This is a genomic window from Leptospira weilii, from assembly GCF_006874765.1.
GTDB classification, from domain to species: domain Bacteria; phylum Spirochaetota; class Leptospiria; order Leptospirales; family Leptospiraceae; genus Leptospira; species Leptospira weilii.
The window spans coordinates 467,501-480,000 of record NZ_CP040840.1; the positions used below are offsets into that span (position 1 = coordinate 467,501).

The window sequence follows — 12,500 nt, forward strand, 5'->3', positions numbered from 1 at the left end:
TGATTCGTATGATAAAATCATCGGTATTTTGTTTTCAAAATTTCTGAATTCTTTTTCATTCATTTCAAAGACGGTCAATGAAGAAACCGAAGGTTCCGATTCCAGGTTCTTTAATATTCGATCAAGATTCGTTTCGGAATTAAAACATAGAATTCTCTTGGAAAGATGATCCGATCCTGCCTGACCGCAAAGAATCGGATCCGTAAAAATCCAAAGCGAGGTCTCGTTCCGAGCGTAAAAATCCCGATAGATTCTTTCTTGTTTCGTCGCATGTTGTAGAATTTTTAAAATCAATCCCGAGATTAGAAAGGAGAAAACAACTAGAGTAACTGAAAGAATTTTCCATATTTTAGAAGTGTGAGGCTTCCAGTTCTCCCAAAGAATCAGCAGAGGAATGACGGCGAGTATCAGATATCTACCTGTGATTGTGATGCCATCGTTCGGCGCTAGAATTCCGACTAAAACCGTATTCAATCCGATGACCATGAGGAGGAAGTTGATTTTTTCGCTTCTTTTGTTTTTAAAAAAAACATAATATACGATCGGAAGTAGTAAGAAGGAGGAGCAAAAAAATAATCCGAACTTCGGAATTCCGTCTACGTAGTTTACGAACGTGATCGAAAAAAAACGAAGAATCCTGTCTAAAAATGAGACATTACCGTTCCCGTAATTAAAAATAAATCTTACTCCCAGTATGTGTCCGTAATTCCAAAAGTTCCAAAGAAAAAACAAAAACACGGGAGAAAGGGCAAATAAAATCGCGAAAGGATTCAATTCTTTTATTAAATGTCTCGCTTCTCGCCAAAATATTAGAATTTCAGAAAGTACTAAACTTACTAAAAAAATCAGGGACTCTAGTCGTAGCCAAATCGGGATCGAACAGGCGATTAAAGCGAAGTAAAGATATCGGGACTTTTTTGATTCCCGATAGCGGAGCCACCAAGAAAAACCGAGAGAATTGAAAAGAAAGTAAATCGAGTATTCGCTGAAATCCAAGCTTAAAGCGAAAAGAATCGTGGCTCCGTAACCGAGTAAAACGGTCCTTTGACTTATGAGTTTCCTTTTTGAAAGAAGATAAAGAGAAAGGATCGTAAAAAAAGACAATAACATCGGCATCCATTTCCAAGTTATCCCGGCCAATCGCAACAATGAGGAGACAAAGGAAAACGCAATCGGATATTGACCGATAAACTTTCCGTGGATTTCTTTTGCAAATCCGGTTCCCGAAAGAAAAAACGCATCATGATGGGGGTCCAATTCCTGAGCGGGATACCTAAGTTCTTCCGTTCGAAAATCGTTTTGGATCAAAGAGTCGGTTTGCATGGCTTTTAACGCCGAATCGGTTATATAACTGTTTTCCGTTCCGATCCAAACATGAAGAACCGGTACGATAACGAGCAGAACTAATACGGCCCATTGTTCTTTGATTTTTTGTGTCATTGATTTGATCCTTGTGAGAAGGTTATTTGGAAATGGGATTCGGAAAAATTAAGAGTGTGCCAAAGCATTCGAATTGTAGGACTGCTATAAATTTAGCGGTGAAAAAGATGATTTAAAAAACCTATAAATTCTTTAAAGAAAGGTTCTCTATGAACTATACCGCATTTTGTTACTAAGGATTGGGCAATCATGACTGTGGTTTCTCCTGGAATTTGGGAACAGGTTTTAAAATCGACCTTTGCGAATACCCAAAAAAATTTGAATTCGTAAATTATATTTTAATAAATTATGAAATTTTAAATCATTGTTATTTCTCCCTGTACATTCCGTAGAGAATCTCTATGTTCCCGAACGTTTTTTTGTTTACGATTTCGATGGATTTGATTTCGGAGATCGCCTCGGAATCGAATCGATTTAGATAATTGATCATTCCTTCTTTCGTGTTCGGATCGTATTTCAAATTTTTCATTCCTTTCGTATATTCTTTCGAATACGCGAAGTATTCGAAAGAGACCGAACTCCGGTTTTTGGATATGGAAAATTTTTTGAGCAGTGCGACTAATTCCGGAACTCCCGTCGCTTGAAAAACTCTCCCTTGAAAATATAAACCTTCGCTTGCCATTCCACCGATAAGTCCGTTCTGAAAAATCAAAAGATTTTCCTTGGGTTCTTTGAGAGTGAATTCCTGGAATCTTTTTGTATTTTTTGCAAAGCCCTTTGTCGTTTTGTAGTATATCCAAGTCGGAAGAATCGACATTGCAAGAAGAACGTAAAATGAAACTCTCCAAAGAATTTTTTGGGTCCGTAAAAACGAAAAAAATCCTGATGTAAGCACGAACAGTCCGGGAAGGCCCGGAGTTAAATAACGAGATCCGGATTCCGCTCCGCCGTCGTTAGGCGCCACAATTGCGGCTGCGAGGATTCCCAGAACGGAAGAGATCAGAAGCGGTTTTTCCTTTTCCGGAATATTCTTCCAGTTCCTTGCCCGAATAGAAAGAAAAAATAAAAATCCTACGAATAAGAACGGAGAATATCCGAAAACGCCTAACTTAAGATTCCCATAAAATAAGAGATTTATAAAGTTCTTAAATAGATTCGAGAATCCGGAATGGTCATAGTTCGCATTGTATCTCGGCCCCAAAGGGGAATGAAAGAACGATTGGTTGAATCCGCAATATCCAAAGAATAAAATTATAAGAACAACCGAGGTTAAAAAGAATCGTTTTTTGTCCTCTTTCGAAAATGGAAAACGAAGAAAACTTTCGCATGCCCAATAAAGTCCGATAAAGATCAGATATTCAAGACGGAACCAATAACTGAGTGACAATACCATTCCTCCGAGAGCGGCAAAAAGAAAGGATCGATTCTTTTTGGATCTTTGATAGAGAACGATTCCGGACACAAAAAGAAATAATCCGACTCCGACGTCCATGAACAGATAGCCGTTCATCACCACGGGTGACAAAAAGGAAAATAAAAAGATCTGCCAGGCCGGAATTTCGAATTCTTTTCCGATCAAAAATAAAACGAGCCCGATCAAGGACGCGGATAGGAAATAAATTCCGTAAACTCCTCCGAAAGGAAAAACAAACGCATAAAGGATTCCTAATGAAATCGGAAAGGCGATGATCTTGTGACCGTTTACGATCGACATTTGGAGCAGACTGAATTTAAGTTCCGGGTCGAAGTCGAATCCCGGATAAAAGACGTCTAACGATCGAAAGTCGCTCAGATAGATGGATTTTCCTAAGATGAATTTTTCGTAATGATCCGCAGAAAGAAGATATTTCGAGGGAATCGTCAAATATAGAAAATACGAAAATAAAAACGCGGCTGCGAAGGAGGAATATTTGTTTTGGAAAAACCGAAGGAGAAACGCTTTCAGTTTCGAGATCATTGATTTGTAAAATCCAAAATTCTAAGAATCAAAACGGAACTTTAAATCGGGTCGCTTTCGATACGTTTGTCACAATCGTATTTGAACCCGAAGTCAGTTTCTTGAAATTGTTTTCTAGGTCAATCCGCTTTCGGCTGGGATAGAAAGGCGTTTTTATAAACGGTTTAAATTTCGGATGTAAATCGGGGTTTTGAGGAATTCTTAGAAGATCCGTTTTTTCATTGATCCAATCTTAGAATCGTGCAAAACTTGAAGTTATGCAACAGGAAACGGCCACAGGCCAAAATGTACTGGGTCAATTTCTTTCACAAACACCTGTAAAATCTTTGATCGCTCGCTATCGAACCGAAAGGGGAATAATTCGGAATTTTATGGAAAAACTTCCTCTTTATTCGAGCGCGCTCAAAGATCACGAATTTCAGAATGCGGATTCTCTATTGAGAAAAGAGCTTGCTTCTAAGGTTTCGCTTCTTAAGGAACCGGTTCGAAGATTGGAAGAGGCTTTTGTAACCGCAAGAAAATTGGAGCTGATCGGAAGCAGCGAGATCGCGGTTTTACTGATCGATAAACTTACCAATACGATTCATTCCGCAGGATATGGGCTGACCGGACTCGGAACGGGTTTTAAAGCGACTTCAGAAGAATTGGAAAAACTCGCGGAATTCGATTTTTCCCTATTTAAAGAGGTGGAAATCATTGAATCCAAAATCCGGGGTCTCAAGGTAACCGCGGATTCCTCCGTGCAGGAAGTTCGGAATGTGATCGGCGACGTTCGTTCCGCTCTGGACGGATTGGAAAACGCATTTCGGTCTAGAAAGGAATTGTTTTCGAAACTCTAAGATGTGCGGATGGGTCGTATCTCGTGAAAGAGTTGAGAGGATTGTGTGTTTTTAACACACGGATTCTTAATTAACGATAAAGGAATAAATCATGGCATTGATTGATGTAATCAAATACGAAGGACAACCCGGAGAAATCGTCTGGAAATTTCCAAGAAATGATATCAGTCATTTCGGTCAGCTCGTAGTAAACGAAAGTCAGGAAGCGGTTTTTTTTAAGGAAGGAAAGGCCTTGGACGTATTCGGTCCCGGGACACATACTTTGAAGACCGGAAACATTCCGATATTGGAAAAATTCGTAAACTTACCGTTTGGCGGGCAAACTCCGTTCACTGCCGAAATCGTTTATGTAAACAAGTCCGTGATCAACATGACTTGGGGAACTCCGGCTCCGATTCAAATCGAAGATCCGAAGTATCATATCACTTTGGGACTTAGAGCATTCGGAAATTATAATATAAAAGTGATCGACTCCAAGTCTTTCGTAAACACGGTAGTTGGAACCCAGCAGAAGTTCGATCATGAAGGGGTCGATAAACTTCTCAAACCGATGGTCGTGACGAGACTCAGCGATTTTATCTCTGAAGTCGTATTAAAAAACGGAGTCCCTATCACTCAAATCTCCCAACATTTGGAAGAAGCCTCCGTAGCCGGTAAAACCAAAACTCAGCCGGATTTTCAAAAATACGGACTTGAGGTCGTGGACTTTTTCATTCAGTCGATCAACTTCGATCAGAACGATCCTAACTTTCAAAAAATCCAGAAAGTTCTCACCGATAAGTTCGAAATCGATACGATGGGAAATATGTATCAGCAAAAAAGAATGTTGGATATCGGCGAGGCTGCGGCGAGCAATCCGGGCGGTTCCGCCGGAGAAGGAATGAGCGCGGGAATGGGGCTCGGAATGGGAATGAACATGGCGGGAATGATGGCCAACATGATGGGACAAAATCAAGGCGGTGCAAAACCTGCGGCGGAAGACGCGACCGCAAGGCTCGCGAAGTTGAAATCGCTTCTCGACGGGGGACTCATCACACAGGAAGAATTTGATACCAAAAAAAAGGACATTTTGAATTCTATCTAAAATATGATCTCCACTCTTACCCGGTACAAAGCGGAATTTGAATGCATTAACGACTCTTGCAAAACTAGATACGATCTGAATGAGATCGTCTACGAATGTAAAAAATGCGGAAGTCTTCTCCAAGTATCGCACGACTTGGATGCGTTGAGAACCGTTTCGGGACAAGAGTGGAAAGATCAATTCGATTCCAGATTTCGTTCCGTAAAGTTTCCGAATTCTTCCGGAATTTGGAACAAGAGAGAATGGGTTCTTCCTCATATCGAAGACAAGAACATCGTAACTTCCGGAGAAGGACTTACGCATCTTTTTACTTCCGATCGATTGACCGAAAGTTTCGGGCTCGGAAGTTTTTACGTAAAACAATGCGGGATCTCACACACTGGTTCATTCAAAGATCTCGGAATGACCGTCTTATTATCCCAAGTAAAACATATGATTGCATCGGGCGTGCAGATTCGCGCGGTTGCGTGCGCAAGTTCGGGAGATACTTCCGCTGCGCTTGCGTCTTACGCGGCGAAGGCGGGAATTCCGGCGATTATATTTTTACCTGCGGGAAAGGTATCACAAGCGCAATTGATTCAACCGGTATCGAACGGAGCCAAGGTAATCGCGCTCGACACGGATTTTGACGGGTGTATGCGGATCGTTAAAGAAGTGACAAGGGAAGCGGGAATTTATCTCGCAAACTCGATGAATTCTTTACGGATCGAAGGACAAAAAACGATTTCCGTTGAAATTACGCAACAGTTGGAATGGAAGGTTCCGGATTGGATCGTGATTCCTGGAGGAAATCTCGGGAACGTATCCGCGCTCGGAGCGGGATTTGAAATGATGTTTTCTTTGGGACTCGTCGATAAACTTCCTAGAATCGTTTTAGCCCAAGCGGAACATGCGAATCCGTTGTATCTTTCTTACTTAAAGAATTTTGAAAATTTCGAACCGGTTGTCGCAAAAACTACTCTTGCGTCCGCGATTCAAATTGGAAATCCGGTTTCCATCCAAAAAGCGATTAAAACTCTTAAGAAGTTCAACGGAGTCGTGGAACAGGCTAGCGAGTCGGAATTGGCGAATGCGGCGGCAAAGGCGGACTTATTCGGTTTATACAATGATCCTCATACGGGAGTGGCTTTGGCGACTTTGGAAAAACTGATCCGAAAAGGAACGATTGCCAAAGGGGAAAGTGTGGTCGTTATTTCGACCGCTCACGGACTGAAATTCACCGAATTCAAACTTCAGTTTCACGACGGAAAGATTCCGCAAGTGGATTCTACAATTGTGAATTCCATTCATCGAATCGAACCGAATGTGACAAAAGTCATTGACTCAATCCGGAAATTGTTGCTCTCGGAATAAATTTTTGCATAAACCAGGGTATTTTTTAAAATTATTTTAAAATTCTTTTTTTCGCCAAAAATAGGAAGTTTTCGTCAAATTTTTAATTCATGGAGGATTTTGATGATGTTTCAACCGACTTACAAATGAAAGTCGATTCTGCAATTTCAAAAGAAATCCCTATTTCCCTAATTACGTATGTTCTCACTCTCAATGGTGAGAAAAAGTTGAAATATATAATCCAGAAGATACTCGCTCGATACAATCGTCTCGATCTTAGCGAACTTCTTTATACTTCTTCCAAGGAATTGATCGTCAATGCGACAAAAGCGGCGATCAAACGAATTTTATTTAAAGAATCAAAATTGGATATAGAATCTTCGGAAGACTACGCTCGAGGGATGGAATCCTTTCATAGTAGCTTAAGCGACAAAAAGTTTCCGTTTTATAGGGAAAAAATGAAGGAACAGGGGCTTGAGATTAAAGTTACCTTTCATTTCAACGAGGATCGGGTCATTTTGAAGGTTTTAAATAATTTTCGACTTACGGATCAGGAGGAGAAAAGAGTACGGGAAAAATTCCGAATTTCGAGAGACTTCGACAATCTTTTCGAATTTTTTATGAAGTTTGGAGATTCTACGGAAGGGGCGGGACTTGGGATCACTATGGTGGAAATTCTAGTTGCACAGAGCGGATTTGACAGGCATTTGTTTACGATTTACAGTAAGGAAGGGGTTTCGCAAACTGTTGCAAGAGTCGAAATTCCGCTCAAAGAGGATTATATTCCTAAAAGGCTGAAATTCGCCAGAGAACAAAACGTCGCTTCTGACACATAGAATGAGGATGAATGGAACCGAGTAATCAAGCCAATAAATTACAGGAACAAGCGAATCTTATGAATCTCGCGCTTGAGTCTGTGCTGACGGAAGAGCAGGCAGTAGAGTTGATTCAAGGAAAGATCAGAGACGCTTTTCTTTTAAAAATTAGAATCGATATCGAGAACAGAAGCGGTGTGGTGGTCGCGCTGGTCAGCAAGTATAGAAGCGAAGTTATCGAAATCTTTTCCCTGTTTTCTAACTCTCCGTTGATTCGTAAGATTCGGAGTTTCGAAGATTCTGCTGCGTTTGCGTTGGATATGGTCGAGGCCGCAAAATCGGAACCGTTCGATCCTGGACTTTCCGACAGCATCGGAAGGATCGTATATTCCAAACTGACGAAAGCTGTATTACAGTCTTCTTATGCGAATTGGGAAAAAAACGACGCCTCCAGTTTGGTGAATATCTTGGAGAATCAGATTAAAGCATCATTAAAGGTGAATATTGTTCGAATTCAAGCCGACGTGGAAGATTTATCCAGTTTGAAATTCAGAGCGAAGAACGTATTTTCCGGAATTCTTCCTTCGGTCAATCGTCCTGTGGAGGAACCTGCCATTGGTCAAGTGCCTGAAAGCCAGGAAAAAACTCCCGTACAAAGACAGATCGAACAGTTTCGTAAACCTTTCGGAAGAGTTATCCTTTCTAAAACGGTCCTAGCTCCGGTTGGCGGAGTGGATTTCGACGAATTAACGGAAGGGGACAAACTTTTCTTTCAATTACCGACCGGAACTATGGATGAAAAAGCTATGGCAAGAACCCTAGGCGGTATTGACGAAGACGGAAATGTAAAAAACGTAGTCGGAGAATTTATCGGGATCGCTACCGGAAAGGGAGAATATCATATTTTTGCAAAGGGACCTTCCGGCGTTCTGTTGCAGGCGTTCGAAGAGCGTCCCGTTCGACTTGCAAAAGTAAAAAGCAAAACTTTAAGCTCGGCTTCCTCGGCTAGAGTGGAATCTTCCTCCGGAGCCGGTTCTTTGGGAATCATCATTATCGCGGGCGTGGTGATCGTTGTCGGATTGCTTGTTTTTTTGATTCTAAAATAGTTTTTTGAATTTAGGGATACGACTTCTCTGCGAAACCTAAATTGTCGCGTTCAACAATTTGGATGTGTGACAAAGTTGAATCGTAAGCGCCTAATTCCGTTTTCGTCAAATGGAAGATACGAGTTCGGTATAACAAAATGCGAAAGCGATTATTATGTTGCGATCCTAGAGAGCAACATTGAGTTAAATTCCGAAGGAATTAGAGTGAAAAGAACTCAATGAAACGCTTTCGTAAAAAGCCTTTCAAGTCGCGAGCTATTGCGAGGACCCGCAGAGCGACCCTTAGGAAAGCTCTGCGCCTGAGTTCAGGGAGTCATAACACTTTAGTTCCTTATTCGCCCAAACTTTCTTACACCGGACTCACGTTATGATAAATATCGGATACTGTTTGTTTGAAGCCTGATATTTATTTTACTTTATATTTTTTACTATCAAAAATTACCTCGTATTGCTCATTTAAAAGTTGACCATAGCTTTCGTAAAATGCAATAGCAATGCCGTTTTCGTCGAATGAAGTTATCCCTTCGACCTTTTTAGCTACGGGAATTTTTTCAATCACTTCGCCCTGCATATTCAATTTACACCATTCTCCCTTGAGCCTTGTAATGATGGTGGCATTGTCCCGTGGCACCAACATGGTCTGATACTGGGGTTTGATTGTCCAATTGCCTAACGTATCAATAACGCCCCATCTTCCCTTCTTTGCGGAAGCATAGCCAGAGTCGTTAAACTCACGTGCTTCTTCTAAAGGTTCGGAGAGTTTGATCTGACCTGTCGTATCGATATATCTCCATACGGGAGATTCGAATACCGGCGCAAGACCTTTTTTAAATTGCCCAACACCATTCCATTTTGGTTCTAAGGCAACCGCGCCATTTATATCGATAAATCCCCATTTGTCTTGTTTTTTGAAACCCAGAAGTTTTTCCGAAAAAGAAAACGATAGTTCGCTACATCCGTCCAAAGTAAATTTAAGTTTCCATGCCTTATCCATAAAAACGTACTGATTGTTATTTTTCTTTAACCAAATCAAACCGTCCGAAAACGAACCGAGTTCTTGATATGTAGGATCTTCTATCCAGGCTCCGGTTTTGTCGATTCTTCCCCATTTCTTTTCTTTCTTCGATTTGGCGAAGGCCCATTCGTCATAAAAATTCATAAGTCCATCGAATTGCGGTTTGATTTTCCATTCTCCGACTTGATCGATATAACCCCAATTTAAGTCCAAAGCATGTTGAAAGTTAGGCTTTAAAATTCCCGCAGGGATCAGTTCCGTTCGATCGCTTCGATAATCGATTTCTTGAAAATTTGGCGGGATTATAACTTCCCCTTTGGAGTTAACGGCGCCTTTGCAAGGCCGACCGTCTTTAACAAAACTTAAAACATATAATTTGTTCGGATTCATTTTTACCTCTTTTTATATTGAAAGTCTGTCCCAAAACGTAGGAACAATCGCGGCGATCCGATAAGATCGAATGATTTTGGGACGGAGTTCAAAGTCTGAGCCTTTGAATTTGTTATACCGAAACTCAGGTCGTTGCTAGCTTTAACGACCATATAAGTAAAAGCAAGGTTTATTTATAATAACGTGAGCAGGGTCGTAAGAAAATGAGAAAGAATGTTCTAAAAATCGGAGTCCCTACTTTTAGAATTTGTTCGTAAAGTCGCGATTTTCTGTAGTCCCACATTTTAAGAATAGATTTACAAAGTTCAAATTCCAACTTTTTACAGAAAAATGAATCATGGATTTCTTACAGCGAACTCACGTTATGATAGAGTCAGTTGTTGAAAAATGAATTCTCGGCCTGTTTCATGAAAACGGTCAATTGAAGCGGTTTTGTTAATAGGAACTATGAAATTTTTCAACAATTCTTTCTAATGAAAATTCATAAGTTTAACGTTTAGGGAACTGCTTTAACCGATCACGATATTGACGAGTTTACCCGGAACGTAGATTTCTTTCCGGATTGTTTTACCGTCTAAGATTCCTTTGATCTTATCCAGATTTTTAGCCATAGAAATTGCATCCGTTTCGGAAATGTCTTTTGGTGCTTTGAACTCATCCCTTAATTTGCCATTCACTTGAACCACGATCAAAATCTCGGATTCGACAAGATATTGCGGATCGGCTTCCGGAAATTTTTCGGTCGCAAGGGATTTGTTTCTGCCGGAACGTTTCCAGAGTTCTTCCGCTATATGCGGTGCAAACGGAGCCAAAAGGAGAATGAAGGTTTCTAAAACTTCTTTCGGCCTTCTCTCCGAAGGGGTGAACTCGTTTACAAAAATCATCAATTGTGAAATTGCGGTGTTGAAAGAAAAATTCGGAATGTCTTCTCCGACTTTTTGAATCGTCTTGTGAAGAATTTTGAGTTCTTCAGTGGTCGGTTCGATTTCATCCAAACGAAATGATTCTCCCTCTCCCGTATGAAAAAGCCTCCAGACTCTATTCAAAAAACGGAATACACCTTCCACGCCTCTCGTGCTCCAAGGTTTTACCATTTCGAGTGGACCCATAAACATTTCAAAAAGTCTGAGACTATCCGCTCCGTATTCTCGGATGACATCGTCCGGGTTGACCACGTTTCCGAGAGACTTGGACATTTTGCGTTTGTCTTCTCCGAGAATCAAACCCTGATGAATCAGTTTGGCGAACGGTTCCTGAGTGGAAACCGCTCCGATATCGTATAAAAATTTATGCCAGAATCTTGAATACAGAAGATGTAATACCGCGTGTTCGGAACCGCCTACGTAAAGATCGACGGGCATCCATTTTTTTTCCAGCTCCGGATCACAAAAAAGCCTTCCGTTTTTCGGATCGATATAACGTAGGTAATACCAGCAAGAACCTGCCCATTGGGGCATCGTGTTCGTTTCTCTCGTTCCGATTTCCCCCGTTTCCGGATCTTTGTACTGTAACCATTCTTTGGCTAGAGCAAGGGGGGATTCTCCCGTGCCGGAAGGTTTAAACTCTTCTAAATTAGGAAGTTCTAATGGGAGTTCGGATTCTGGAATCGATTTTGTGATTCCGGACGGATAATGAACTAAGGGGATCGGTTCTCCCCAATACCTTTGTCTTGCAAAGAGCCAGTCCCTAAGTTTGAACTGGATTTTTTTCTTTCCGATTTTTTTGGATTCCGCCCAAGAGATGATTTTGGATGAAGCGGAAGAATAATCCAAGCCGTCGATCGAAATTTCGGAGGAAGACGAATGGATACAAATCGAAGTTTTAGAATCAAAGGCCGTATCTGTGATCTCACCTTCGATGACGGGAAGAATTTCTAATCCGAACGTTTTAGCGAACTCGTAGTCTCTTTGGTCATGGGCGGGGACTGCCATGATCGCCCCCGTTCCGTATCCGTACAATACGTAGTCGCTGATCCAAACCGGAATTTCTCGGGAAGGATCCGCCGGATTGAGAACTGTCGCGCCCGTAAAAACCCCGGTTTTTTCTTTCGTTAATTCCATTCGATCCAAATCGCTTTTTAAGGAGGAGGCTTTTTGATATTCTTCCACCTTTTGTTTTTGTTCGGGAGTTGTGATTTCGGAAACGATCGGATGTTCGGGAGCTACGACCAGATAAGTCACGCCGAAAATCGTATCGGGCCTTGTAGTGAAAATTCGAATTCCATCCAAGCCGCTTTTCAACGGTTTTTTAAACGGAAATGTGATTTCAAGACCTTCACTTTTGCCGATCCAGTTTTTTTGCATCTCTAAGGTGGAAGAAGGCCATTGAACGAGTTTGAGGTCTTCCAAAAGCCGATCCGCGTAAGCGGTGATTCTCATCATATACTGGCGCATTGGTTTGCGGATAACTTCGTAACCCTTGTCGATCCATTCTTCCACTTCTTCGTTTGCGAGAACCGTTCCCAGGGCCTCGCACCAATTTACGGGAATTTCGGCCTGATACACCAATCTGAAATCGGAAAGGATCTTCTCTTTTTCAACAAGGGAGAATTGTTTCCATTCTTCTGCACTGAACGATTTGTA

Annotated in this window: 9 protein-coding genes (2 of these 9 running past the window's edge); 5 read left to right on the forward strand and 4 right to left on the reverse strand. The window is 41.3% G+C overall.

The features are described 5' to 3' along the window. Both FHG67_RS02350 and FHG67_RS02355 read right to left on the reverse strand, forming a co-directional pair. A protein-coding gene (locus FHG67_RS02350) for an LA_3751/LA_3752 family putative glycosyltransferase (RefSeq protein WP_004500911.1) crosses the window boundary here: on the reverse strand, positions 1 to 1,440 show its 5' portion. Its footprint begins 102 nt before the window's first position; 1,440 of the gene's 1,542 nt are visible here — the first part of the coding sequence; its start codon is at positions 1,438 to 1,440; its stop codon lies off the left edge, out of view. A 307-nt stretch (positions 1,441 to 1,747) separates the two neighbouring features. Then, positions 1,748 to 3,337: an LA_3751/LA_3752 family putative glycosyltransferase gene (locus tag FHG67_RS02355; RefSeq protein WP_004501802.1), complete on the reverse strand. Its 1,590-nt coding sequence runs from the start codon at positions 3,335 to 3,337 to the stop codon at positions 1,748 to 1,750. A gap of 257 nt (positions 3,338 to 3,594) precedes the next feature. Here FHG67_RS02355 and FHG67_RS02360 point away from each other — a divergent pair, with 257 nt between their 5' ends. The 5 genes from FHG67_RS02360 (at position 3,595) to FHG67_RS02380 (ending at position 8,513) form a co-directional block, all read left to right on the forward strand. Continuing rightward, entirely contained in the window at positions 3,595 to 4,176 is a 582-nt protein-coding gene (locus FHG67_RS02360; protein WP_004500917.1) for an LIMLP_15305 family protein, read from the forward strand. Between the two features lie 91 nt (positions 4,177 to 4,267). Then, positions 4,268 to 5,260 (forward strand): SPFH domain-containing protein, encoded by a 993-nt coding sequence (locus FHG67_RS02365; RefSeq protein WP_002623141.1) that lies wholly within the window; start codon positions 4,268 to 4,270, stop codon positions 5,258 to 5,260. A gap of 3 nt (positions 5,261 to 5,263) precedes the next feature. Then, positions 5,264 to 6,613 (forward strand): threonine synthase, encoded by a 1,350-nt coding sequence (thrC, locus tag FHG67_RS02370; RefSeq protein ID WP_142499634.1) that lies wholly within the window; start codon positions 5,264 to 5,266, stop codon positions 6,611 to 6,613. Between the two features lie 89 nt (positions 6,614 to 6,702). Next, a complete protein-coding gene (locus FHG67_RS02375) occupies positions 6,703 to 7,428 on the forward strand; it encodes a hypothetical protein (RefSeq protein WP_004500916.1) in 726 nt (241 codons plus the stop codon). Between the two features lie 11 nt (positions 7,429 to 7,439). After that, the gene (locus FHG67_RS02380; RefSeq protein ID WP_004501796.1) at positions 7,440 to 8,513 is read left to right on the forward strand and encodes an LIC10486 family protein; all 1,074 of its coding nucleotides are present in this window, start codon (positions 7,440 to 7,442) and stop codon (positions 8,511 to 8,513) included. 406 nt (positions 8,514 to 8,919) lie between these two features. Here the strand turns inward: FHG67_RS02380 and FHG67_RS02390 are convergent, their stop codons facing one another. Beyond that, complete coding sequence (locus FHG67_RS02390) at positions 8,920 to 9,918, reverse strand: WG repeat-containing protein (RefSeq protein WP_004501801.1); 999 nt, start codon at positions 9,916 to 9,918, stop codon at positions 8,920 to 8,922. 509 nt (positions 9,919 to 10,427) lie between these two features. Continuing rightward, positions 10,428 to 12,500: the 3' portion of a leucine--tRNA ligase gene (gene leuS, locus FHG67_RS02395; RefSeq protein ID WP_004500935.1), read on the reverse strand. Its footprint extends 519 nt past the window's final position; only the last 2,073 of its 2,592 coding nucleotides appear in the window; the start codon falls outside the window, past its right edge; the stop codon is at positions 10,428 to 10,430.

Coding starts and splice junctions, on each gene's coding strand:
- thrC (WP_142499634.1), top strand. CDS start 5,264: ATGATCTCCACTCTTACCCGGTACAAAGCGGAATTTGAATGCATTAAC.
- FHG67_RS02380 (WP_004501796.1), top strand. CDS start 7,440: ATGGAACCGAGTAATCAAGCCAATAAATTACAGGAACAAGCGAATCTT.
- FHG67_RS02375 (WP_004500916.1), top strand. CDS start 6,703: ATGGAGGATTTTGATGATGTTTCAACCGACTTACAAATGAAAGTCGAT.
- FHG67_RS02355 (WP_004501802.1), bottom strand. CDS start 3,337: ATGATCTCGAAACTGAAAGCGTTTCTCCTTCGGTTTTTCCAAAACAAA.
- FHG67_RS02390 (WP_004501801.1), bottom strand. CDS start 9,918: ATGAATCCGAACAAATTATATGTTTTAAGTTTTGTTAAAGACGGTCGG.
- FHG67_RS02360 (WP_004500917.1), top strand. CDS start 3,595: ATGCAACAGGAAACGGCCACAGGCCAAAATGTACTGGGTCAATTTCTT.
- FHG67_RS02365 (WP_002623141.1), top strand. CDS start 4,268: ATGGCATTGATTGATGTAATCAAATACGAAGGACAACCCGGAGAAATC.